This window comes from Janibacter zhangyanbonis, assembly GCF_050507325.1.
Taxonomy (GTDB): Bacteria; Actinomycetota; Actinomycetes; order Actinomycetales; family Dermatophilaceae; genus Janibacter.
This window is the reverse complement of sequence record NZ_CP191481.1, coordinates 2,197,693-2,221,645: the sequence shown is the minus strand read 5'-3', so window position 1 is coordinate 2,221,645 and position 23,953 is coordinate 2,197,693. Positions and strand designations below refer to the sequence as shown.

The following is a 23,953-nucleotide window of genomic DNA, read 5'->3' as shown; positions in this document are numbered from 1 at the left end:
GGTGCGCGTGTGACGCGTGTGTCGGGGGTGGCTTTCGCCTACCCTGCGAATCATGGCCACTCGTCCGTCGACCACCTCGCGCAGCAAGGGCGCCAGCTCCCGACCCAAGGGCTCCACCCGCCCGTCGGGTCGCAAGGCACCCGCCAAGAGCAGCGCGAAGGGGAGGACCTCCTCCCGCAAGCCCGCCTCCGGCGGCGGTCTGCCGCTGCCCATCGCGGCGGTGCAGCGCACCTGGATGGGGGTCGCTCACGCGACCGGCTCCGGCGTGCGCCGGATCGGCACGAGCGCCGGCCAGATCGAGCCGGAGCACCGTCGGGACGGCTGGGGCTTCCTCGCGATCGCCCTGGCCCTCGTCGTCGCCGTCCGCGAGTGGTGGGGCCTGAGCGGCCTCTTCGGCGACATCGTCCACGCGGTCGCGGCCGGCACCTTCGGCCGGGTCGCCTATGCGCTGCCGATCGTCCTGCTCCTGCTCGGCGTGCGCCTGCTGAGGTCGGCGAGCGAGCCGGCCGCGGACGCCAGGCTGGGCTTCGGCACCGTCATGCTGCTCTTCGCGGCGGCGGGCCTGACCCACATCGCCAAGGACATCCCGCAGCCGCCGGACGGCGCGGGACCGATGCGTGACGCCGGCGGCATCGTCGGCTTCCTCGCCTCCGACCCGCTGTCGACGGCGGTCACCGAGTGGCCGGCGACGATCCTGCTCGTCCTGCTCGGGCTCTTCGCCCTCCTGCTCCTCACCGGCACCCCGCTGCACGAGGTGCCGCAGCGACTGGCCTACGTGCGCGCCGCCTTCACCGGCGAGGTGCCCAGCCACGTCACCGCGGCCGACGTCGACGCCCGCCACGACGCGCCCAAGGCGGCGGTCAGCCGCGCCCGGCGCCGCCGCACCATCGACCCCGAGGACGAGCAGTCCGGCGAGCGCGACGGCGACACCGCCTACGACCAGGCCGCCGTCGTCCAGCCGGTCGGCAAGGGCCGCCGCAAGAAGCCGGCGGCACCCGTCGCGGCCGAGGAGACGGCCGAGACCCCGCAGGCCGAGGCCGGCGGCCCACGCCCGGGCGAGAAGCGCCCGACGAAGAACCCTGCCGTCGCGCCGATCGCGAGCGGCAAGACCGAGCTGCAGCCCCCGCCGACGACCCAGCTGCCGCAGCGGGTCGAGCAGCTGGCCCTCGCCGGCGACGTCACCTACACGCTGCCCGACAGCCAGTACCTCAAGCCCGGCGCGCCGCACAAGGAGCGCTCGGCGGCCAACGACAAGGTCGTCGAGGCGCTCACGGGTGTGCTCGACGAGTTCGGCATCGACGCCCAGGTCACCGGCTTCCACCGCGGCCCGACCGTCACCCGCTACGTCGTCGAGCTCGGCCCGGGCGTCAAGGTCGAGCGCGTCACGGCCCTGTCGAAGAACATCGCCTATGCCGTCGCCTCCGCCGACGTGCGCATCCTCAGCCCCATCCCCGGCAAGTCCGCCATCGGCATCGAGATCCCCAATGCCGACAAGGAGATGGTCTGCCTCGGCGACGTGCTGCGCTCCGACGTGGCCCGCAACAACGAGCACCCGATGGTCATGGGCGTCGGCAAGGACGTCGAGGGCGGCTACGTCATCGCCAACCTCGCGAAGATGCCGCACATCCTCGTCGCCGGCGCCACCGGCTCCGGCAAGTCGTCCTTCGTCAACTCGATGATCACCTCGATCCTCATGAGGGCGACGCCCGACGAGGTGCGCATGGTGCTCGTCGACCCCAAGCGGGTGGAGCTGACGGCCTACGAGGGCATCCCGCACCTCATCACGCCGATCATCACCAACGCCAAGAAGGCCGCCGAGGCCCTCCAGTGGGTCGTGCGCGAGATGGACATGCGCTACGACGACCTCGCGACCTTCGGCTACAAGCACGTCGACGACTACAACAAGGCTGTCAAGGCGGGCAAGGTCGAGCCGATCCCCGGCAGCGAGCGGGTCATCCAGCCCTATCCCTACCTCCTCGTCATCGTCGACGAGCTCGCCGACCTGATGATGGTCGCGCCCCGCGACGTCGAGGACTCGATCGTGCGCATCACCCAGCTCGCGCGCGCCGCCGGCATCCACCTCGTCCTGGCGACCCAGCGCCCGTCGGTCGACGTCGTGACCGGCCTGATCAAGGCCAACGTCCCCTCGCGCATGGCCTTCGCCACCTCGTCGCTCGCCGACTCGCGCGTCGTCCTCGACCAGCCCGGCGCGGAGAAGCTGCTCGGCCAGGGTGACGCCCTCTTCCTGCCGATGGGCAAGTCCAAGCCGATGCGAGTCCAGGGCGCCTGGGTCACCGAGTCGGAGATCGAGCACGTCGTCGGCCACGTCACCGGCCAGCTCAAGCCGACCTACCGCGAGGACGTCGCCCCCGAGACGCCCAAGAAGCAGATCGACGAGGACATCGGCGACGACCTCGACGTGCTGCTGCAGGCGACCGAGCTGGTCGTCACGACGCAGTTCGGCTCGACGTCGATGCTCCAGCGCAAGCTGCGCGTCGGCTTCGCCAAGGCCGGCCGGCTCATGGACCTGCTCGAGTCGCGCGGCGTCGTCGGCCCCTCCGAGGGCTCCAAGGCGCGCGACGTGCTCATCACGCCCGAGGACCTGCCGACGACCCTCGCCCTGATGAAGGGGGAGGAGCCCCCGGCTCCCGAGGGCGCCGCGCCCGCGGATGCCGAGGGAGACGACCTCGAGGGCGACACGACCCCGGTGGGCCAGCCCGCCGGGCAGGTCTCCACCGACACCGACGTCATCGACCTGCGCGAGGGCTCACCGGCCGCGTCGCAGGACCGCTACGCGGAGGACCCGATCGGCACCGAGGTCGTCGAGGAGTGGACCGAGGACGACGACGAGGACGCCTGGTCGCTCACCGACCGTCGGTGACCGTCTCGTCCGTGGCAGCGGGCTCGTCGCTGACGACACCCGCCTCGACGAGCTCGGCGCGCACGTCGTCGTAGAAGGCCTGCACGGCGGCCGTGCCCTCGACCGGGCCGCCGGCGAGCATGCCGTCGGCTCCGAGGAGGACCGCGCCGGGCGTCCCGACACGGAAGATGCGGGACGTGATGGCCGACGGGTCCTGCAGCACCCGGCCGGCGAGCGTCGGCTCGGCCGCGACGACGTCCTCGAGCGCGGTGTAGACGACCGCCCGCACCCGCACCGGACCGAGCCCCTCGTCCCACGCCTCGACCTCGTCGATGACGGGTCGGCACGAGCCGCACGTGGGGGAGACGAAGAGCAGGAGCACCGCGCCGCCGGCGGTGAGCTCGTGCATCGTCGTCTCGTGGCCCGACTCCTCGACGAGCGTGGCGAAGGGGATGGGCTGACGGGCGTAGTCCGCGTCCTCGTCGTCCTGCGCGCCGGCCACCTCGCCGGTGCCGATGACGCCGGAGGAGGTCACCCCCTTCGTCCCACCGAAGGTGACTACGACGACCGCGACGGTGAGCACGACCAGGCCCAGCCAGACCCAGGTCTGCGCCGAGGCGCCGAGCAGGCGGGCCGCGACCGAGGCATCGGCCGTCGCCGACCACACCCCGAGGGCGGCGACGACGACGAGCAGCACATTGCGCAGCGCGGTCCGGCGCGTCACCTCGCCCAGCCCGAGCCGGCCGAAGCAGCTGCACGTCACCGGGTGGTCGAAGCCGAGGGCCCGCACGACGACGGCGAGGTAGACGGCGAAGAGGACGAGCGCGACGACCGCCACGACGAGGGCGAAGGGAGGCGGCGTCACGATGATCGCCACCGCGAGGACGATCTCGGCCCACGGCAGCAGGGTGGGCGCGGGGGAGCCGGTGAGTGCCCGCGGCATCTGCAGCTCGCCGAAGGCGCTGCGCGTCTCCTCGGGGTGACGGACCTTGGCGATGCCGCTCACGACCAGCAGGAGGGCAGCGACGAGCGGGGGCAGCAGCAGCGGGGCGTCGAGCACAGCGCGAGTCTAGGGTTGCCCCATGACGAAGGCCTGGTACGAGCTCGACAGCCGCCCGACGGGAGTCCGCTACTGGGCGGCTGTCGTCCGCAAGCAGCCGTCGGCGATCCTCGTCGGCATCCAGCTCCTCGCGATCGTGCTGCTGCCGTGGGTGGAGTCGGAGAACTGGGGCCGCGCTGTCATCACCTCGCTGTCGCTCTTCGCGGTGACCTTCGGCATCTGGGTCGTGCGCTCGACCCCGGCGCTCACCTGGCTGGCGCTGGGCATGGGCTTCCCGGCCTTCGTGCTCGAGGTGTGGTCGGTCATCGACCGGAGCAACGTGCCGGTGACCTTCGCCGCGCACCTGATGCTGGCCGTCTTCTACATGTACGTCGCCTACGGCCTGGTGGCCTACATGTTCGCCGACACGTGGGTGACCAAGGACGAGCTCTTCGCGGTGGGGGCGGCCTTCACCGTCCTGCTCTTCGGCTTCACCTACCTCTTCGTCGCGATCCAGACGCTCGAGCCGGGGTCCTTCGACGGGCACACGGGCATCGGGCCGAAGTCCTTCCTCGAGCTGCTCTACTTCTCCGCGGCCAACCTCACGAGCGTCGGCCTGTCGGACATCGTGGCGATCCAGCCCCACGCCCGGGCCGCGACGATCATCGAGCAGCTGGGCGGGGTGCTCTACGTCGCCATGGTCATCTCGCGTCTCGTGGCCCTGACGGTCAGCCGCGCGCGCAGCTGAGCGATCGCGTCGTTTCGGTCGAGCCACTCCCGGCCGCCTAGAGTGGGGTCCATGTCCACCCCTGCCCGTAGCGTCGCCCTCGTCACCCTGGGGTGCACCCGCAACGACGTCGATTCCGAGGAGCTCGCCGGCCGCCTGTCCGCAGAGGGGTGGACCCTCGTCGACGACGCCGCCCAGGCCGATGTCGCGGTGGTCAACACCTGTGGCTTCATCGAGCAGGCCAAGAAGGACTCGATCGACGCGATCCTCGAGGCCAATGACCTGCGCGAGCACGGTCGGACGCAGAAGGTCGTGGCCGTCGGCTGCCTCGCCGAGCGCTACGGCAAGGAGCTCGCCGACGAGCTGCCCGAGGCCGACGCGGTGCTCGGCTTCGACTCCTACACCGACATGAGCGCCCACCTGCGCGCGGTCCTCGACGGCCACGCCCCCGAGGCCCACGTGCCCGGTGACCGCCGCAAGCTGCTGCCGATCTCCCCGGTCGACCGCGACGCGAGCGAGGTAGCCCTGCCGGGGCACAACGCCTCCGACCTGCCGCGCGCCCGCCTCGACGACCGGCCGTGGGCGCCGCTGAAGATCGCCTCCGGCTGCGACCGCCGCTGCGCCTTCTGCGCGATCCCGACCTTCCGTGGGGCCTTCGTGTCCCGGCGCCCCAACGACGTCGTGGCCGAAGGGAGGTGGCTCGCCTCCCAGGGGGTGCGCGAACTCTTCCTCGTGAGCGAGAACTCGACGTCCTACGGCAAGGACCTCGGTGACCTCGACCTGCTCGAGCAGCTGCTGCCCGAGCTCGTCGCCATCGAGGGCGTCGAGCGGGTGCGCGTGTCCTACCTGCAGCCCGCCGAGATCCGCCCCGGCCTCCTGCGCGCGATGGCGGGCATCCCGGGCGTCGTGCCCTGGTACGACATCTCCTTCCAGCACGCGGCCGGGCCGCTGCTGCGGCGGATGCGCCGGTTCGGCGACACCGAGTCCTTCCTCGGCCTCATCGAGGGCATCCGTGAGCGGCAGCCCGAGGCAGGCATCCGGTCCAACGTCATCGTCGGCTTCCCCGGCGAGACCGACGAGGACGTCGCCGAGCTGGAGCGCTTCCTCGTCGCCGCTCGTCTCGACGTCGTCGGCGTCTTCGGCTACTCCGACGAGGACGGCACCGAGGGCGAGCTGCTCGACGACAAGGTCGACCCCGACGTCATCGCCGAGCGGGTCGACCGGCTGACCCGGCTCGTCGAGGAGCTGACCGCCCAGCGGGCGGAGGAGCGCATCGGTGAGACCGTCACCGTCCTCGTCGAGGAGGTCGACGAGGAGAGCGGCGAGGTCGTCGGACGAGCCGCCCATCAGGGGCCCGACGTCGACGGCGTCACCCTGCTCACCGGCGACGTCGCGGGCCTCGAGGTCGGGGCGCTCGTCGTGGCCGAAGTCGTGGGCACCGAGGGCATCGATCTCGTGGCGGAGGTGCGCGCATGACCACCGAGCAGACGACTCCCGCTCCCAGCCCGTGGAACCTGCCCAATGCGCTGACGGTCATGCGCATCCTGCTCGTGCCGGTCTTCGTCTGGCTGGTGCTCAGCCACGGCGGCGACGACACCAGCACGAGGTGGTGGGCCTGGGGTGTCTTCGCCATCGCCATCATCACCGACCGCATCGACGGCGACCTGGCCCGGGCCAAGGGTCTCGTGACCGACTTCGGCAAGGTCGCCGACCCGATCGCCGACAAGGCGCTCACCGGGGCCGGCTTCATCACCCTGTCGATGATCGGCGAGATCCCGTGGTGGATCACCGTCGTCATCCTCGCCCGCGAGCTCGGCATCACGCTCATGCGCTTCTGGGTCATCCGGCACGGCGTCATGCCGGCCAGCCGCGGCGGGAAGATCAAGACCTTCCTCCAGGCCCTGGCGATCGGCCTCTTCGTCATCCCGCTGAGCACCCTGCCCCTGGAGATGGTGTGGCGGGGCCTGGCCTGGGTCATCCTCGTGGCTGCGCTCGTCGTCACCGTCGCGACGGCCGTCGACTACGTCATGAAGGCCCTCACCCTGCGCTCCACGAGCGAGCGCGCGCAGATGAAGCGGGAGCGCAAGGCGACGCGTGATCGCTGACGGTGCTGGCTCGGCCGACACCGCGGAGCTGCTCGCGGCCCTCGCCGACCGCGGCTGGACCCTGGGAACCGCGGAGTCGCTGACCGGGGGGCTGCTCGCCGCGACCGTCGTCGAGGTCCCCGGTGCGTCGTCGGTCTTCGCCGGCTCGGTCGTCGCCTACGACCCCGCCGTCAAGATCTCGCTCCTGGGCGTCGACGCGGCCCTCGTGGACCGCGTCGGCACCGTCGACGAGCAGGTCGCGACCCAGATGGCGCAGGGTGCCCGTCGGGCGCTCGGGGTCGACCTGGCCATCGCGACGACCGGGGTCGCCGGTCCGGGGCCGAGCGAGGGACACCCGGCCGGGACCGTCTGGCTCGCCTGCGCGTCGCCGTCGGGACTACGCACGCGCCGGCTGGCGTTGACCGGGGAGCGTCCCGCCGTGCGGGCGGGCGCGGTGCAGGCCGCGCTCGACCTGGCGCGTGACGCCCTGCTGACCGTCGGCGGGGACACGCCTGACCGTTGACGGTCGGGCGGGGTACGGTGGACCCAGACGTGAGAGAGATGTCGAGGAGGTGACCCATGGTGGTGCTGCTGCGTGAAGAGCTCGGTGACGTGCTGCGCGATGCGCGCCGCTCGCAGGGTCGCACCCTGCGAGACATCTCGGCCAAGGCGTCGGTCTCCCTCGGCTACCTGAGCGAGATCGAGCGTGGGGAAAAGGAAGCCAGCTCCGAGCTGCTCGCCTCGATCTGTGCGGCCCTCGAGATGCCGATGTCGCACGTCTTCACCGAGATCGCCCAGCGGGCCGACCGCGCCGAGCGCTCCACCGCCCCGGTCACCCTGCCCGTCGCCTCCCGCGACGACGAGGTCGTCTCCGCCGCCTGACCCCAGAGGCGTCCTTGCCGCCTAACCCCCGCACGTCTCTCAGGGTCGTGCGCGTCGGCGCGAGCCCAGAGGTCCCTGCGGTCGCCCGTCGTCGGTCGGGGCGAGCCCGCCCTGGCAGGTCGGGCAGGAGAAGAAGACCCGGTCGGGCCCCGCGCGCCCGAGGGGAGCCACCCGGACCGTGCTCCCGCAGCGGCGGCAGGGGCGCCCCGAGCGCCCGTGGACCCAGCTGCGCTGGTCGGACCGCGGCACGCCCGTCGAGGACTGCACCGCGTGCTCCTTGCCCCGGTCCATGAGCTCGTGGACCCGGGCCACGAGTGCCCCGCGCTCGTCGGGGGTCAGGTCGGCAGCTGCCCGCCACGGGTGCAGCCGCTGGACGAAGAGCGCCTCGCTGGCCCAGAAGGTGCCCACCCCGGCGAGCACCCGCTGGTCGAGCAGCGCCGCCGCGATCGAGACGCCAGCCGGCTGCTCGCCCAGATGGCGGGCGACGACCTCTGGCTCCCAGTCGGCGCCGAGGACGTCAGGCCCGAGGTGTCCGACGAGCCGGTGCTCCTCGGCGCGCGGCACGACGTCGAGCTCGCCCAGACGCAGTCCCAGGGTGGTCCACTCGTCGTTGCCGATCGCGGCGCGCAGGTCGGGTCGGCGAAGGGAGCGTGCCGCCGCCTGCGAGCCCGCAGCCTCGACCCGCCAGGAGCCCTCCATGCGCAGGTGCGTGTGCAGGGTCCAGCCGGAGGCGAAGCGGTGGAGCAGGTGCTTGCCGCGGGGCACGACCTCGTCGACGACGGCGCCAGCCAGAGGTGCCTCGTCGACCTCGCCCCACCGCAGGTCGACGAGCCCTGCGGGACGGCCGGCCAGCGCCGCGTGCAGCCGCTGGGCGGTCCGCCAGACCGTGTCGCCCTCGGGCACTTCAGCGCCGCCCGCCGGGCCGCAGTCGCAGCCCTCGGGGAGTCATGGTGAAGCCCGCACCCGTGAGCGCGAGGGCCAGCGGCTCCTCGGACCCGAGCACGGCGGCCCCGTCGGCGCGCTGCACCGTGAGTCGGCCCAGCGCGCCACGGTGCACGGCGTCGGCCAGGCCGCGGGCGGCCTCGGCGAGGACCTCCTCGTCGCTCTCCCAGGAGAGCAGGGTGCGTCCGCCCCGCTCGACGTAGAGGACCAGCTGCCCGTCGACGGCGACGACGAGCGCCCCGGCCTTGCGCCCGGGCTGGTGCCCACCCGCTGCCCGCTCCGGCCAGCGCAGGGCGGCACCCCACGGGTTGGCCGGATCGGTCGCGGCGAGCACGACCGCACCGTCGGGTGACGTCGCGGAGCGGACCTCGTCGACGGCGCCCGGCACGGCGAACTGGGAGGCCCCCAGGCCCTCGATGAAGTAGCCGCGGCGCACCTGGCCGGCCTCCTCGGCCACGCCGAGCACCCGGTGGATCGCTGCGAAGCCACCCTCGACCTCCTCGGCGACGACGGCGCCGCGGGTCACGACGCCGTGGCGGTCGAGCAGGCCCTCGGCGGCGGCGTGGATGCGCAGCGTCGGGTCGGTCTCGGCCGCGGGCAGTGCGGACCAGCGGCCGGCGGCGCGGGGCGGGCCGCTGCGCTGGGGTGCGGTGGGGCGACCCAGACGTGGCCGGCCGCCGTAGCGGCTGCGCGGTGCCGGGCGGTGCTGCGGCTTGTGGGCCGTGCGCCCACCGGCGAGCAGCCCCCGCACCGGGGCGAGGGTGTCGCCGGTGACCAGCCCGCGGTGCGCGAGCGACCAGAGCACGTCGGCGAGCTCCTCGTCGTCGATCCGCTCCTCGCCCTCGGTCCGCTCGCGGGCGAGTGTGTCGGCGAGGTCGCGGAAGAAGTAGGCGCCGCCACCCGCGAGCGCTTGGCGCACCCGGGTCTCGATCTCACCCAGCCCGGCTGCGTCGGGCACCGGCAGGGTCGTCGCGGCGCCGTCGGCGAGGTGCAGGCTGACCCACGCGTCGTCCCCGGGCAGGCTGCCGTGAGCGGCCCACAGGACCTCGCCCGTCGCCATGAGGTCGTCGATGATCGGCGCGATCGCGTCGTCGACGCGCGCGGGCAGGACGAGGGACTCGAGGGCGCTCGCGGGGACCGGGACGCCGCTCAGCTGCTCCACGGCCCGCAGCACGCCGTCGCGCCCCCGCATCCGGCGCCCCACGCCCTGCCACCCGGGCAGGAATCGTGCGTACTGCCGCGGCTCGACGGGCTCCACCTCGTGCCGTAGCGCGGCGAGCGAGCGGCGGCGCAGGGTGCGCAGCACCTCGGCGTCGCAGAACTCGCCACCTCGTCCACCGCACTCGACCGGCAGCAGGTCGCCCTCGACGAGCCGGCCGGTCTGCACGAGGCGGCGCAGGGCATCGGTCGCCACGGCGCGACCGATGCCGTAGTGCGCGGCGAGGTCGGTGGCGGCGAAGGGGACATGGGTGCGGGCGTAACGCGTGATGAGGTCGCCGAGCGGGTCGTCCGTCGGCTGCAGGGCCGCCTCGGCGAGCCCGGGCGGCAGGCTGACCCCGAGGGCATCGCGCAGGCGGGCAGCGTCCTCGGTGCTCGCCCAGCAGTCTCCGCCCGCCATGCGCACCGGGATGACCTGGCGGCTGCTCTCGAGATCGGCCAGGGCGCTGCGGACGGCGTCGGAGTCGAGGCGGCTGCGGGCCCGCAGGTCCTCGGCCGACAGCGGCCCGAGGACGCGCAGCAGGTCGAGCAGGTCCTCGCCGTCCCGTGCGGCCCGCTCGGGGGTGAGGCACTGCAGCTCCGCGGCCGTGCGCTCGACGGCGGCCGGGTCGAGCAGGTCGGCCAGGGCAAGCTGCTCGCCGCGGCCGAGCAGGTCGGCGAGCAGGCTGGGGTCGAGCGTCAGCGCGGCGGCCCGGCGCTCGGCGAGCGGGGAGTCGCCCTCGTAGAGGAACTGCGCGACGTAGCCGAACATCAACGACGCGGCGAAGGGGGAGGGGCGCGGGCTCTCGACGTCGACGAGCCGCACGCGGCGTCCCGCGACGTGGGTCATGAGGTCGGTGAGGGCCGGCACGTCGAAGACGTCCTGGAGGCACTCGCGCACCGCCTCGAGGACGATCGGGAAGTCGGCATGCCCGCTCGCGACCTCGAGCAGGGCTGCCGCCCGCTGCCGCTGCTGCCACAGCGGCTGGCGGCGATCGGGGCGGCGCCGGGGGAGCAGCAGGGCGCGGGCGGCGCACTCGCGGAAGCGTGCCGCGAAGAGCGCCGAGCCGCCGATCTCGTCGGTGATCGCCCGCTCGACGTCCGCAGGGTCGAAGGTGATGAGGTCGAGGAGCAGGCCGCCCACCCCGGACGGGTCGTCGAACTCCACGTCGGGCAGGCGCAGCACGATGCCGTCGTCGCCGTGCATCGCCTGCACGTCCACGCCGAAGCGCTCACGCATCCGACCCGCGATCGCCATCGCCCACGGGGCGTGCACCTGCGCGCCGAAGGGGGAGTGCAGCGCGACACGCCAGTCGCCGATCTCGTCGCGGAAGCGCTCGACGACGATCGTGCGGTCGTCGGGCAGGTGGCCGGTGGCGGTGCGCTGCTCCTCGAGGTAGCCGAGCAGGTTGTCCCGCGCCCACGCGTCGAGGCCGGCCTGCGCGAGGCGGGCACGGGCCCCCTTCGCGTCGAGACCACCGATCTCACGGACGAAGGCGCCGACGGCTGCGCCGAGCTCCGCCGGACGGCCGAGCTGGTCGCCGTGCCAGAAGGGCAGCCGACCGGGTTGCCCGGGCGCGGGCGTCACAAGGACCTGGTCGTGGGTGATGTCCTCGATCCGCCAGCTGCTCGTGCCGAGCGTGAAGACGTCGCCCACGCGCGACTCGTAGACCATCTCCTCGTCGAGCTCGCCGACCCGGCGGCCCGGCCCGTCGCCGGCCGCGAGGAAGACGCCGTAGAGTCCGCGGTCGGGAATCGTGCCGCCGCTCGTCACCGCGAGCCGCTGCGCGCCGCGTCGCCCGACGATGGTGCCCGCGACGCGGTCCCACGTGATCCGTGGCCGCAGCTCGGCGAAGTCCTCGGAGGGGTAGCGCCCGGCGAGCATGTCGAGCGTCGCGTGCAGGAGGGTGGTCGGCAGGGAGGCGAAGGGGGCCGCTCGCCGCACGAGCGCCTCCACCTCCGTGACCTGCCAGTCGTCGAGCGCGCACATCGCGACGACCTGCTGGGCGAGGACGTCGAGCGGGTTGGCGGGGACGTGGAGGGCTTCGATGTCACCGGCGCGCATCCGCTCGACGACGACGGCGGACTGGACGAGGTCGCCGCGGAACTTCGGCAGGACGACACCGTGGCTCACGGCCCCGACCTGGTGGCCGGCGCGGCCGACGCGCTGGAGGCCGGAGGCCACCGAGGGCGGCGACTCGATCTGGACGACGAGGTCGATGGCCCCCATGTCGATGCCGAGCTCGAGGCTGCTCGTCGCGACGACGCAGGGGAGCCGGCCGGCCTTGAGGTCCTCCTCGATGAGGCTCCGCTGCTCCTTGCTCACCGAGCCGTGATGGGCCCGGGCGAGCACGGGAGGTGCGCCGGCCGAGGCGCCCGACTGGGCCATGACCTCGGCGGGCGCACGAGCCGGTGCGGTCGGCTCCGGTGCGTCCGGGGGCGCGACCCGCTCGGCGTGGATCTCGTTGAGCCGGCCCGTGAGCCGCTCGCCGAGGCGGCGGCTGTTGACGAAGACGAGGGTCGAGCGGTGCTGCTCGACGAGGTCGACGACCCGCTCCTCGACGTGCGGCCAGATCGACGCCCGTCGCTCCTCGCCCGCCGCGGCGCCGGAGAGGTCGCCCGTCGGCTCGCCGAGCTCGGTGAGGTCGGCGACCGGGACGACGACGTCGAGCTGCCACTGCTTCGTCGACTCGGACTGGACGATCTCGACCGGTCGGCCACCGGCGAGGAATCGTGCGACCTCGTCGACCGGACGCACCGTCGCCGAGAGGCCGACGCGCTGGGCGGGCTGCTCGAGCAGGGCGTCGAGGCGCTCGAGCGAGAGGGCGAGGTGGGCGCCCCGCTTGGTCCCGGCCAGGGCGTGGATCTCGTCGATGATGATCGTGTCGACCCCGCGCAGGGCATCGCGCACCCCGGAGGTGAGCATGAGGAAGAGCGACTCGGGGGTCGTGATGAGGACGTCGGTCGGCGCCTTGGCAAAGGCGCGCCGCTCGCTCGCGGGGGTGTCTCCGGAGCGGACCGAGACTGACACCTGGGGGGCGGGGAGCCCGAGCCGGTCGGCCGCGTGCCCGATGCCGACGAGGGGAGCGCGCAGGTTGCGCTCGACGTCGACGGCCAGCGCCTTGAGCGGCGAGATGTAGAGGACACGACAGCGGGCCTGCGGGTCCTCCGGGGGAGGGCTCGACGCGAGCCGGTCGAGCGCCCAGAGGAAGGCGGAGAGCGTCTTGCCCGAGCCCGTCGGCGCGACGACGAGCGCATGGCTACCGGCGCTGATCGCCCGCCATGCGCCCGCCTGGGCGTCGGTGGGCGCCGCGAAGCTGTCGCGGAACCACGTCGCGGTCGCGGGGGAGAAGCTCTCGAGGATGTCGGCCATGTCGGGATCAGCCTGCCACCGACCACCGACAGGTCAGCGCTGCAGGAGGTCGATCACTCGGTCGATCTTCGTCTCGAGCGAGCCCACCTTCGTCTCGAGGGAGCCGACCTTCGTGTCCAAGGAGTCGACCTTCGTGTCCAAGGAGCCCACCTTGGTCTCGAGCGAGCCCACCTTCGTCTCGAGGGAGCCGACCTTCGTGTCCAAGGAGCCCACCTTGGTCTCGAGCGAGCCCACCTTCGTCTCCAGGGAGACGACCTTCGTCTCCAGGGAGCCGAACCTGCTCTCCAGCGAGCCCATTCGGTCGGCGAGGGCACCGACGTCCTCGGTCAGCTCGTCGAAGCGGTTGGAGTGACGACGCTGCGTGTTCTGGATGTCGGCGATCATCGTGTAGAGCGCCGAGATGTCGTTGTCGTGCTGCCGCACCTTGCGCTCGAGGTCCATCGCCGTCATCCCTCGACGATACGCGTCCCGGACCGACACGCCGAGGGCCTGTCGCACATCTGTGGACAACCCTCAGCGGTGCTTGTCGGGCTCGAGCCGCAGGGTCATCAGCGTCGTCGCCAGCATGTCGTAGTGGCCGACGAGCAGGAGCAGCTCGATGGACTCGCGCTCGCTCGCCACGGACCTGAGGCGGTCCCACTGCGCATCGTCGAGGTCCTTCGTCGCCACGAGCGTCTGGGCGCTCTCGCGCAGCACCCGCTCGCGCGGGGAGAGCGAGTCGACGACCGTGTCAGCGAGGATCCCCTCGATCTCGTCCGACGTCAGTCCGGCCCGCTGACCCAGCAACCGGTGGTGCTCGCGCTCGTAGTCGCAGCCCCGTGCGGTGGCGACGGTGAGGATCACCAGCTCCGACTCCCTTCGCTCCAGGGAGCCGAAGGGCATGAGGCGCCCGGCGAAGTGCAGCCAGCCGGTGAAGAGGCCCTTGGTCCGCCCGAGCGTGGTGAAGATCGCCGGCGGCTCGGTGCCGGTGACCCGGCCGGCGGCCCGGGCGAATCCCCACCGCAGCGGTCCGAGCTCGCGCAGGTTGCCGGGACCGATCCGCGCGGTCACGAGCCCAGCGTCCGGGTGGTGCCGGTCGGCTGCTCGGTCGTGTAGGCGACCTGCTCGCTGCGGGCGATCTCGAGCGACTCCTCGAGGTCGGGCATCGGCTTGAGCTCGATGACCCGCTGGGCCATGTGACGAAGGGGGACCACCGGCGGCACCCAGCCCGGCGCGGCGATGCGTCGCGACCGCTTGGCGATGCCGCGCTCGAGGGCGCGCAGGCCGGCCTCGACCGGCGCGACGCCGCTGACCGTGCCACCGCCGGTGAGCTTCTTGCCCGCGACGGTGTCGAAGCCCCGGCTGGTCATGTCGGTCGCGAGCTCGGAGTAGTACGCGACGCCGACCTTGGCCCCGCTGGGCTTGACCTCCTGGCGGAAGGTGTTGCCGATCGCCTCGACGGCCGCCTTGCTCGCGCTGTAGGCCCCGAGCAGCGGGAGGTGCACGGCGGCGGCGAGCGAGGCCGTGGCCAGGGCGTAGCCGCTCGGGTGGGTGATGTGCGGGCCGGCGGCGCGCAGGGTGTAGAAGACGCCGAGCGTGTTGACCCGCAGGTGGGCCTCCATGACGTCGGGCTGACCGCCGATGATCGGCAGCTGCTTGGCGATGCCGGCATTGGCGACGACGACGTCGAGGCCACCGAGCTCGGTGACGAGCTCCTCGACGGCACGGTCGACCTGGTCGGGGTCGGAGACGTCGCACTCACGCCACGGGGCGTGGTTGCGCTGCGCCACCTCGGCGAGCAGGTCGGGCTCCAGGCCGGCCAGCGCCACGCGGGCACCGTGGGCGGTGAGCAGGTCGGCGAGGCCGGCGCCGATGCCGCGCGCCGCACCCGTGATGAGGACGCGACGGCCACGCAGGGCCGGGGTGTACTTCGGGCGGGGTGAGAGGCTCATTACCCGACGGTAACAATGATCACCCGGTCCCGCGACCCCTCAGCCCTCGTCGCCGGTGACCTTCGTCGTGGCGATCTCGTCGATCGTCCAGATCCGGTCGCCGCTGGCCTGCGAGACGACCGCGTAGACGTCCTCGCCCGCCGCCCTGACCTGGACGGACGAGGACGCGTCGGCCATGTCGAGGGCGGCCCACTGCCATGCCTTGCCATCGCGGGTGAACCACACCACGGGTGCGGTGTGCTCGGCGGTGTCCAGCCACCCGGGGGCGACGAGCCCGCCGTCGACCTCGACGGGGACGCCGCGATACCTCCCGCGGGGCAGGTGGTCGCCGGCGGTGAAGGTCTTGCCGTCCTTGGTGGTCCACTCGGTGCCGTCGCCATCGACAGATCCGCTGACGACGGTGACGTCGCCGGTCGTGGCGCACGAGTAGATGGAGGCGCCCTCGCCTCCGAGTCGGGGTACGTCGATGTTCCACCGACCGTCCCGGTGAGTCCACGTCGTGGCGTCGCTCTCGGCATTGGGGTCGCTCTGGCTGGACCCCACGGCGAAGGGGGTGCCGTCCGGGAGCTCGCAGACCGACTCGATGGCAGAGGCAGAATCCGGGTGACGCGTCCAGTCGCCTCGGTCGGGCGTCCAGGAGGCTCCGTCGGTCGACGAGTAGAGCCGCGCCTGCCGGTGGCGCGTGTTCGTCTCTTCCTCCTCGATTTCGAGCCGCAGGCGGAAGGCGTCGCCAGCCCACTCGACACCGAGGGCCGACTCGTACCAGAAGCGGCCCAGCCCGCTGCCCGACGTCCAGCTGCCGTTGGTCTCGGCCATCGTGGCCGCCGAGAAGTCCTTGTCGTAGCGTGTCCCGGCCGCGACAGTGGTCCGGCCGCGGGGGTCAGAGGCCGTCGCCAGATCGGACCACTGCCCCAAGGCCTTCGGGCGCCATTCCTGCTTCTTCAGCCGTCCGTCGATGACGAAGGGGGTGGTCTTGGTCATTGTGTGCCACTGGTTGTCGCCGTCTTCGGCCGTGAAGGTGAAGCGGCCGACGGGCACGAGCACCGTGTCGCCGACCTTTTCGACGGGCTGGACCTCGCCGGGGATCTCACCCCGGATGAGATCGCGGACTCGGCCACCGTCGAAGATCCGCAGAGTTCCGTGCTCCTGACGGATCCCTGCGCTGCGACCCGGCAGCTGTGCGGTGTCCGGCCCGGCTGCCTCGATCTGCTTCTGGTTGTCGGTGACCTCGGGCTTGCCAGCTCCCGACATCTCGTGGCGGGTGGTCCACGTGCAGCTGTCGCACGTCTGGTCGAAGACTGCTCGGCCACCCACCAGTGAGGGCGCCGAGAGGTGGAAGTCCTCGGTGACCGGGACGTTGTCGGCCCAGGAGATCGGGGTGGTGCGCTGTCGACTCCACGACCTGCCGTCCCCAGAGCTCCAGACCATGCCACTCGTGCCGATCGGGGCCTTCCTGTCCGCCCACCCCGTCGCGACGAGGTGCGTGCCCGTGCTCACCACTCCAGCGATGCCGTAGCTCCCCTTCGGTCCCGGCAGCTGTGGACCACGATCCCAGGTCTTCCCCCCGTCCGCGGAGGTGAGCACTCGGGTGACCGACTCGCCGCCGCGCTTTCCTTCAGAGGCCAGGAGCACGAGCTCCGCCCGGTGCTCGACGAGACCGATGGGTGAGATCTCCTGTCCCTTCGCGGCTGGGATGTCGTGGACGGACCAGTCGTTGCCGTCCCGCCGCATGAGGACCTCGCTGCCGTCGGGCTTCTCCGCGATGACGAGGGGATCGTCACCGTCGAGCCCGACCTCGGAGAAGGACCAGCCCGCGTCCGGGTAGCTGATCGGCACGTCCCGCCACGTCTTCAGGTCGGACGAGACGCGCACGAAGGGCGTGCGCTTGTGGTCTGTGGACACGTCACCCGCGACGACCGCAGCCTTGTCGTTGGCTGCCTGCTCCCAGTCGATGGGGGCGGTGACGTCGAGGGCTGTCCGGCTGCGGGTCTGCGGGTCCACGGCGTACACCTGCGTGGGTTTGCCGTCGGAGCCCGTCAGCTCGGCGACGACGGCCGACCGCTTGCCGGAGACGACGGTGGTCCAGCCACCGACGACCGTGGTCTTGGGCCGGAGGGCCTCGGTCCCCTTGACCTCGGTCATCTCGACCGTGGTCCGCGAGCCGTCCTTGGTGGAGGTGCCGGTCCCGTCCTTGTCGGGGGAGTCGTCGGTGCAGCCGACGAGTCCGAGCGTGAGCAGGGCGGCCATCGCCGCAGTCAGGTGTCGTGGTGTCCCCATGTCCACGAACGTATGCGGAAATCCGTCATCCCGCCCGTCGGTTGTCCACAGCCCCACGCAGCCGTGGACGTCAGCCCTCGTCGCGCAGCCCGTGGACGAGCAGGCCCAGCGCTGCCGTGTAGGTCGTGAGGATCACGACGGACGAGATCGCCTGCGCCCGAGGGGTCTTCGCGTACTGCTGGCCCACGATGATCGCCGCGTCGGACACGAGGAAGAGCGCACCGCCCAGCGCGACGGGCCGACCGTTGCGCGGACGCTCACCGTCGCCCATGGCCAACGCCGACATCGATCCGAGGAGCAGGCCGTAGCCGGTGAGCACCGGGTCGGGCGCACCGCCGTCGGTGTCGAGCACCGCGAGGCCGGCGAGGGTCGCCGCGGTGACGGCCACCGGCCGCCGGTGCGGGCGCGCGCCGTCGCGCAGCAGCAGCGCGACGAGCCCGGCCTGCTGCACCCCGAAGGCGCTCGCCCCGATCCGCATGAACCGTCGGGACTCGTCACCCTCGCTGCGGCTGGATCGGTACATGAACCAGTCACCCACGGTCGACCCGGCGAGCGCCGCGAGCAGCGTGCCGGTGCGTCCGGCACCACGCTGCGAGCGCGTGGCCAGGACACCCGCAGCGAGCGTCGGGGCGAGCGCCACCTTGGTCGTGACGTGCGCCCGATCGCGACCGAGCACGTCGGCGGCGGTCGTCGCCAGCGCAAGGGGGGCATAGGCGAGCAGGTCCGCGCGCTCGCGGACGAAGGACGAGAAGCTCATGCGGACTCCGGTTGCTGCTGGGTGATGCAGTGGATGCCGCCGCCCCGGTCGAAGAGCGGCCGGGCGTCGACGCCGACGACCTCGCGCCCCGGGTAGACCGAGCGCAGCACCTCGAGCGCGCGCTCGTCGTGCGGGTCGTCGAAGACGCAGGCCACGACGCCGCCGTTGCAGACGAGGTGGTTGACGTAGGACCAGTCGACCGGCCCCTCGTCGTCGGTGAGGGTCTGCGGCGCCGGGATGCGCGTCACCTCGAGGCGCCGCCCGGCGGAGTCGGTCGCGGCGAGCAGGACCTGCTCGATCTCGCGGCTCACCGCGTGGTCGGGGTGCGACTCGTCCTCCTGCCAGTGCAGCAGCACGTGGCCGGGCGAGGTGAAGGTCGCGACGATGTCGACGTGCCCGCGGGTGCCGAACTCGTCGTAGTCCCGGGTCAGCCCACGGGGCAGCCAGACGAAGGTGTCGACCCCGAGCTGCCGACCGATCTCGGCCTCGATGTCCCCCTTCGTCGCCGAGGGGTTGCGACCGGGGTCGAGCTGGACGGTCTCGGTGAGCAGCACGGTGCCCTCGCCGTCGACGTGGATCCCGCCGCCCTCGTTGACGATCGACGACGGCAGGTGGTGGGCTCCGGCCGCGTCGGCGACCTGTGCCGCGATCCGCGCGTCGAGGTCCCACGTGGCCCAGGCCTGGGCTCCCCAGCCGTTGAAGATCCAGTCGACCGCGCCGAGCCCGCCGTCGGGGGAGAGGACGAAGCTCGGCCCGATGTCGCGCATCCACGCGTCGTCGAGGTCGGCGATGACGATGTCGATGGGGTGGGCGGTGTCGTTGCGCAGGTGCTCGCGGCACCGGTGGATGTCGCTCGGGGCGACGACCATGGTCACCGGCTCGAAGCGCGCGACCGCCCGGGCCACCGCCGCCCACGTCTGCCGCGCGCTGGCGACCTCCTCGGGGGTGTCGCCCAGCGTGTAGCCGTTGCTGGGCCAGGCCATCCACGTGCGCTCGTGGCCGGTCCACTCGGCGGGCATGCGCCACCGGGTCTGCTCGCGCATCGAGCGCCTCCTCGTCGTCGTGGCTGCAGTATGCCTGCCGGCAGGCACCTACACTCGCCGAGTGCGGCTGAGTCACTTCTGGACCCTCATGGAGGACGAGTTCGGGCAGGCCTATGCCCACACGCTGGCGCGAGGCCACGTGGTCCAGGCGCTCGGTGACCGCACGGTCGCCGCCGCCCTGGACGAAGGGGAGTCCCCTCGCCTCGTGTGGGAGGCCCTGTGCGAGGACCTCGACATCCCGACGCACCGCCGGCTCGGGGTCGACCGCGAGCCGATGCCCGTCCCGCCCGAGATCGCCAACGAGGTGCCGGAGTGAGTGAGGTCCTGCTGAGCGCCACCGGCCTGACCAAGACCTTCGGCGACTTCACCGCGGTCGGCGGCATCGACGTCGAGGTCACCCGTGGTGAGTCCTTCGGCTTCCTCGGCCCCAACGGCGCCGGCAAGTCCTCGACGATGAAGATGGTCGCTGCCACCTCGCCGCCGACCGGGGGAGACCTGCGCATCTTCGGCCTCGACCCGGTGACCGACGGCGCGGCCGTGCGCGCCCGCCTGGGCAACTGCCCCCAGCAGGACAACCTCGACGAGGAGATCACCGTCGAGGAGAACCTGCACGTCTACGGCCGCTACTTCGGCCTGCCGCGCAAGGTGATCCGCGAGCGCGCCGACGAGCTGCTCGACTTCGCCCAGCTCACCGAGCGGCGCAAGGACAAGGTCGAGCCGCTCTCCGGCGGCATGAAGCGTCGCCTGACGATCGCCCGCTCGCTCATCAACAACCCCGAGATCCTCCTGCTCGACGAGCCGACGACCGGCCTCGACCCGCAGGCCCGGCACGTGCTCTGGGACCGGCTCTTCCGCCTCAAGCGCCAGGGCGTCACGCTCATCATCACCACGCACTACATGGACGAGGCCGAGCAGCTGTGCGACCGCCTCGTCGTCATGGACCGTGGCCGGATCGTCGCCGAGGGCTCACCTCGCTCGCTCATCGAGACCCACTCCACGCGAGAGGTGCTCGAGCTGCGCCTGCCGGTGGACGACCACCTGCACGCCGCCGACCTCGTCGAGGGCGTCGGCGAGCGCGTCGAGGCCCTGCCCGACCGCCTGCTCGTCTACACCGACCACGGTGACGGTGCCCTCGAGGCGGTCCACGCCCGCGGTCTGCAGCCGGTCTCCTCGATCGTGCGGCGCTCCAGCCTCGAGGACGTCTTCCTCCACCTCACCGGCCGCACCCTCGTCGACTGATGGCGACCGTGGAGACGACGGCCGTCACCGGGCGCCACGTGCACGGCGAGCGGTCCCCCCTTCGTCCGGCGGAGCGGGTGGCGGCGGTGGCCGGCTACTTCGGTCTCGTCTACCGGCGTACGTGGATGGGGTCGGTCTTCAGCCGCTTCGTCATGCCGCTGCTCTTCCTGCTGGCCATGGGGATCGGGCTCGGCTCGCTCGTCGACGACGCGTCCGGCGGGGTCGACGGCGTGCCCTACCTGCTCTTCGTGGCGCCGGCGATGATCGCGGTGCAGGCGATGATGACCGCGGTGAGCGAGTCGACCTACCCGGTCTACGGGCTCTTCACGTGGAACCGCATGTACCACTCGATGCTCGCCACCCCGCTCACCGTGAGCGACCTCCTCCTCGGTCACCTCGGCGTCATCGCCGCGCAGGGCGGGTTCGCCGCGGCCGCCTTCGTGCTCGTCGCCGCGCTCTTCGGCAGCTTCACGTCGTGGTGGGTGCTGCTCGCCGTGCCGATCGGGGTCCTCGTGACGCTGGCCTTCGCGGTACCGCTCTTCGGCTTCACGGCCCGGGCGAAGGGGGACTCCGCCTTCAACGTCGTCTACCGCCTCGTCATCACGCCCCTCATGCTCTTCTCCGGCGCCTTCTTCCCCGTCGAGCGCCTGCCGCTCGTCCTCGAGGTACTCGCCTGGGTGACCCCGCTGTGGCACGGCGTGGAGCTGTGCCGGGCCGCGGCCCACGGCGGCTTCGCCCCCTTCGACCTCGTGCACCTGGCGGTGCTCGTGCTCTTCGTCGGCGCCGGCTGGGTCTACGCCCGCACCGGCATGACCCGCAGGCTCGTCTCGTGAGCACCGGTGTCCTCACGCCCGGCCTGGCGATGTGGCGCTCGGTCGTCGAGCGCAATGTCGTCGGCTTCCGGCGCCAGTGGGCCGCCTTCGTCACGGGCTTCGCCGAGCCGGTCTTCTACCTGCTCTCCCTCGGCATCGGGGTCGGGTCGCTCGTGCCCGTCGTCGTGACCGACGGTGGGCAGGAGGTCGGCTACGCGGCCTTCGTCGCGCCCGCCATGCTCGCTGCGTCGGCGATGAACGGCGCGATCATGGACTCGACCTTCAACGTCTTCTTCAAGCTGCGCTACGCCCGCATCTACGACGCGATGCTCGCGACACCCCTCGGCCCGCGCGACATCGCCGTCGGCGAGGTCGTCTGGTCGCTCATCCGGGGCGGGGTCTACGCGCTCGTCTTCTACCTCGTGGCGCTCGCCGTCGGCGTCGTCGAGTCGTGGTGGTCGCTCCTCGCGGTGCCCGCGGCGGTCTTCATCGGGCTGGCCTTCTCGGCCGTCGGCATGTTCGCGACGACCTTCATGCGCTCGTGGGTCGACTTCGACTGGATCATGCTCGTCATCCAGCCGCTCTTCCTGCTCTCGGCGACCTTCTTCCCGCTCGCGACCTACCCGGGGTGGGCGCAGCCGATCGTCCAGGCGACGCCGCTCTACCACGGGGTCGCGCTCGAGCGGGGGCTCATGCTCGGCGAGGTCGGGTGGGGCCTGCTGTGGCACATCGCCTACCTCGTCGTCCTCGGTGCGGTGGGCATCTGGGCGACCTCGAGGCGGATCGAGACCCTCCTGCGGTCCTGACGCAGGGACGAAGGGGGAGGAGTGCGCGGCGTGTCGGCACGTCACCTCCCATGTCTCGAACAGGTGTTCGGTAGTGTCGTCCACAGGTGCCCGACCGACAGCGCCGGTGTCCACAGCCCCACGGCAGCTGCGGACGGTTGTCGGTGGCGGCTCCTAGCGTCTGACCAGACAGCACGACACGTCCGACCGTGTGGGACCTGGTCGCCGGTGGACGCGCACGACACGATGACAAGGAAGGTGTGGCATGGCTGAGGTCACCGCCATCGACAGCAAGCTCCACGAGCAGAAGCTCAAGTCCCTCGACAACGTCATGGGCCAGATCGAGAAGGCCCACGGCAAGGGCGCGGTCATGCGTCTGGGTGACGACGTGCGTCCCCCGATCGCGGTCATCCCGACCGGTGCGATCGCCCTCGACGTCGCGCTCGGCATCGGCGGCCTGCCCCGCGGCCGCGTCGTCGAGGTCTACGGCCCGGAGTCCTCCGGTAAGACGACCGTCGCCCTGCACGCGGTGGCCAACGCCCAGCGGGCCGGCGGCATCGCCGCCTTCATCGACGCCGAGCACGCGCTCGACCCCGAGTACGCCAAGAAGCTGGGTGTCGACACCGACGCCCTCCTCGTCAGCCAGCCGGACACGGGTGAGCAGGCGCTCGAGATCGCCGACATGCTCATCCGCTCGGGCGCGCTCGACATCATCGTCATCGACTCCGTCGCGGCGCTCGTGCCCCGCGCCGAGATCGAGGGTGAGATGGGTGACAGCCACGTCGGTCTGCAGGCCCGCCTGATGAGCCAGGCCCTGCGCAAGATCACCGGTGCGCTCAACTCCTCGGGCACGACGGCGATCTTCATCAACCAGCTCCGGGAAAAGATCGGTGTCATGTTCGGCTCGCCCGAGACGACCACCGGTGGCAAGGCGCTGAAGTTCTACGCCTCGGTCCGTCTCGACGTCCGCCGCATCGAGACGCTCAAGGACGGCACCGAGCCGGTCGGCAACCGCACCCGCGTCAAGGTCGTGAAGAACAAGGTCTCCCCGCCCTTCAAGCAGGCGGAGTTCGACATCCTCTACGGCCAGGGCATCTCCCGCGAGGGCGGGCTGATCGACATGGGCGTCGAGCACGGCTTCATCCGCAAGGCCGGGGCCTGGTACACCTACGAGGGCGACCAGCTGGGTCAGGGCAAGGAAAATGCCCGCAAGTTCCTCAAGGACAACCCCCAGCTCGGCGAGGAGATCGAGTCCAAGATCAAGACGAAGCTCGGCATCGGCGTGCAGCCGGAGGTCGAGGAGGAGACCCCGGCCGAGGTCCCCGTCGACTTCTGATCGTCATGCCGGAGCGTCACGACGACGAGACCGCCGCGGGCCAGCTCGAGAGCTTGCGCGCGGCGGTCTCCGCCATCGAGTCCGGATCCACGGCCCCTGAGGAGGTCGCGCAGCGACCGTCTCGAAGGGTCCCCCCGCCCGACCCGCAGGGGCCGCAGGCTGACCCCGAGGCCGACGAGCACGCGGTCGCACGTGCCGTCGTCCTGCGTCAGCTGACCGGCGCGCCCAAGAGCCGCAAGCAGCTGCAGGACGCCCTGACCCGCAAGGGCTGCCCGCCCGATGTCGCGAGCGAGGTCCTCGACCGCTTCGAGGAGGTCGGTCTCGTCGACGACGAGGCCTACGCCCAGGCGCTCGTGCGCTCCCAGCAGGCCGGCCGCGGGCTCGCCCGACGGGCCCTGTCGCACGAGCTGCGCAAGCGCGGTGTCGACGAGGAGCTCGCCGCCTCGGTGCTCGAGGACGTCGACCCGGAGGCCGAGCGGGCCCGCGCGCACGAGCTCGTCGCGAAGAGGCTGCGCACCATGCACGGGCTGGACCGCGCCACCCAGACCCGGCGTCTGGCGGGCCTGCTCGCCCGCAAGGGCTATGGCCACGACGTCGCCCGGGTGGTCATCACCGAGGCCCTCGACTCGCAGCCGGAGCACCAGCGCGACTAGCAGCCCCGGCCCGGGG

General features: G+C 72.2%; 21 protein-coding genes. 12 read left to right on the top strand and 9 right to left on the bottom strand.

Annotation, left to right across the window (positions count from 1 at the left end):
* Positions 1-52: 52 nt before the first annotated feature.
* Complete coding sequence (locus ACQBJO_RS10800; RefSeq protein WP_421007300.1) at positions 53-2,881, top strand: DNA translocase FtsK; 2,829 nt, start codon at positions 53-55, stop codon at positions 2,879-2,881.
* Here the strand turns inward: ACQBJO_RS10800 and ACQBJO_RS10795 are convergent.
* On the bottom strand, positions 2,865-3,920 hold the full coding sequence (locus ACQBJO_RS10795) for a TlpA family protein disulfide reductase (protein ID WP_421007299.1): 1,056 nt from the start codon (positions 3,918-3,920) through the stop codon (positions 2,865-2,867). The genes ACQBJO_RS10800 and ACQBJO_RS10795 overlap by 17 nt on opposite strands.
* 22 nt (positions 3,921-3,942) lie before the next feature.
* Between ACQBJO_RS10795 and ACQBJO_RS10790 the strand changes: the two genes are divergently transcribed.
* The 5 genes from ACQBJO_RS10790 to ACQBJO_RS10770 are packed head-to-tail and all read left to right on the top strand — an operon-like array spanning position 3,943 to position 7,592.
* The gene (locus ACQBJO_RS10790; protein WP_421007298.1) at positions 3,943-4,647 is read left to right on the top strand and encodes an ion channel; all 705 of its coding nucleotides are present in this window, start codon (positions 3,943-3,945) and stop codon (positions 4,645-4,647) included.
* Positions 4,648-4,698: 51 nt separating this feature from the next.
* Positions 4,699-6,102, top strand: a complete 1,404-nt coding sequence (rimO, locus tag ACQBJO_RS10785) for a 30S ribosomal protein S12 methylthiotransferase RimO (RefSeq protein ID WP_421007297.1) — start codon at positions 4,699-4,701, stop codon at positions 6,100-6,102.
* Positions 6,099-6,731 (top strand): CDP-diacylglycerol--glycerol-3-phosphate 3-phosphatidyltransferase, encoded by a 633-nt coding sequence (gene pgsA / locus ACQBJO_RS10780; protein ID WP_255183804.1) that lies wholly within the window; start codon positions 6,099-6,101, stop codon positions 6,729-6,731. Before rimO ends, pgsA begins: the two co-directional genes overlap by 4 nt.
* Positions 6,721-7,233, top strand: coding sequence for a CinA family protein (locus tag ACQBJO_RS10775; RefSeq protein ID WP_421007296.1), 513 nt, complete (start codon positions 6,721-6,723; stop codon positions 7,231-7,233). Before pgsA ends, ACQBJO_RS10775 begins: the two co-directional genes overlap by 11 nt.
* A 59-nt stretch (positions 7,234-7,292) precedes the next feature.
* A complete protein-coding gene (locus tag ACQBJO_RS10770; protein WP_303708388.1) occupies positions 7,293-7,592 on the top strand; it encodes a helix-turn-helix domain-containing protein in 300 nt (99 codons plus the stop codon).
* 39 nt (positions 7,593-7,631) lie between these two features.
* On the opposite strand, the gene ACQBJO_RS10765 is transcribed toward ACQBJO_RS10770, so the two are convergent.
* The 8 genes from ACQBJO_RS10765 to ACQBJO_RS10730 all read right to left on the bottom strand — a co-directional run bounded on the left by ACQBJO_RS10765 (position 7,632) and on the right by ACQBJO_RS10730 (position 19,112).
* Positions 7,632-8,495: an Fpg/Nei family DNA glycosylase gene (locus ACQBJO_RS10765; RefSeq protein ID WP_421007295.1), complete on the bottom strand. Its 864-nt coding sequence runs from the start codon at positions 8,493-8,495 to the stop codon at positions 7,632-7,634.
* 1 nt (position 8,496) lies between these two features.
* Positions 8,497-13,104 carry an ATP-dependent helicase gene (locus tag ACQBJO_RS10760; RefSeq protein WP_421007294.1) on the bottom strand — a complete coding sequence of 1,536 codons (4,608 nt, stop codon included), beginning with the start codon at positions 13,102-13,104 and terminating at the stop codon, positions 8,497-8,499.
* 33 nt (positions 13,105-13,137) lie between these two features.
* On the bottom strand, positions 13,138-13,554 hold the full coding sequence (locus ACQBJO_RS10755) for a hypothetical protein (protein WP_421007293.1): 417 nt from the start codon (positions 13,552-13,554) through the stop codon (positions 13,138-13,140).
* 63 nt (positions 13,555-13,617) lie between these two features.
* Positions 13,618-14,154: a carboxymuconolactone decarboxylase family protein gene (locus ACQBJO_RS10750; RefSeq protein WP_421007292.1), complete on the bottom strand. Its 537-nt coding sequence runs from the start codon at positions 14,152-14,154 to the stop codon at positions 13,618-13,620.
* A complete protein-coding gene (locus ACQBJO_RS10745; RefSeq protein ID WP_421007291.1) occupies positions 14,151-15,035 on the bottom strand; it encodes an SDR family NAD(P)-dependent oxidoreductase in 885 nt (294 codons plus the stop codon). Before ACQBJO_RS10745 ends, ACQBJO_RS10750 begins: the two co-directional genes overlap by 4 nt.
* A 39-nt stretch (positions 15,036-15,074) precedes the next feature.
* A complete protein-coding gene (locus tag ACQBJO_RS10740; RefSeq protein ID WP_421007290.1) occupies positions 15,075-17,312 on the bottom strand; it encodes a hypothetical protein in 2,238 nt (745 codons plus the stop codon).
* Positions 17,313-17,382: 70 nt separating this feature from the next.
* Entirely contained in the window at positions 17,383-18,069 is a 687-nt protein-coding gene (locus ACQBJO_RS10735) for a lysoplasmalogenase (RefSeq protein WP_421007289.1), read from the bottom strand.
* Entirely contained in the window at positions 18,066-19,112 is a 1,047-nt protein-coding gene (locus ACQBJO_RS10730; RefSeq protein WP_255183794.1) for an agmatine deiminase family protein, read from the bottom strand. Before ACQBJO_RS10730 ends, ACQBJO_RS10735 begins: the two co-directional genes overlap by 4 nt.
* 61 nt (positions 19,113-19,173) lie before the next feature.
* Here ACQBJO_RS10730 and ACQBJO_RS10725 point away from each other — a divergent pair, with 61 nt between their 5' ends.
* The 6 genes from ACQBJO_RS10725 to ACQBJO_RS10700 all read left to right on the top strand — a co-directional run bounded on the left by ACQBJO_RS10725 (position 19,174) and on the right by ACQBJO_RS10700 (position 23,937).
* Positions 19,174-19,428 carry a DUF3046 domain-containing protein gene (locus ACQBJO_RS10725; RefSeq protein WP_255183793.1) on the top strand — a complete coding sequence of 85 codons (255 nt, stop codon included), beginning with the start codon at positions 19,174-19,176 and terminating at the stop codon, positions 19,426-19,428.
* Positions 19,425-20,351, top strand: a complete 927-nt coding sequence (locus ACQBJO_RS10720; protein WP_421007288.1) for an ABC transporter ATP-binding protein — start codon at positions 19,425-19,427, stop codon at positions 20,349-20,351. The genes ACQBJO_RS10725 and ACQBJO_RS10720 overlap by 4 nt, the downstream gene beginning before the upstream one ends.
* Complete coding sequence (locus ACQBJO_RS10715) at positions 20,351-21,184, top strand: ABC transporter permease (RefSeq protein ID WP_421007287.1); 834 nt, start codon at positions 20,351-20,353, stop codon at positions 21,182-21,184. Before ACQBJO_RS10720 ends, ACQBJO_RS10715 begins: the two co-directional genes overlap by 1 nt.
* On the top strand, positions 21,181-21,969 hold the full coding sequence (locus ACQBJO_RS10710; RefSeq protein ID WP_421007286.1) for an ABC transporter permease: 789 nt from the start codon (positions 21,181-21,183) through the stop codon (positions 21,967-21,969). Before ACQBJO_RS10715 ends, ACQBJO_RS10710 begins: the two co-directional genes overlap by 4 nt.
* Before the next feature lie 310 nt (positions 21,970-22,279).
* Positions 22,280-23,284 (top strand): recombinase RecA, encoded by a 1,005-nt coding sequence (gene recA / locus ACQBJO_RS10705; RefSeq protein ID WP_430407179.1) that lies wholly within the window; start codon positions 22,280-22,282, stop codon positions 23,282-23,284.
* Positions 23,285-23,289: 5 nt separating this feature from the next.
* Complete coding sequence (locus ACQBJO_RS10700) at positions 23,290-23,937, top strand: regulatory protein RecX (protein WP_421007284.1); 648 nt, start codon at positions 23,290-23,292, stop codon at positions 23,935-23,937.
* Positions 23,938-23,953: the final 16 nt, after the last annotated feature.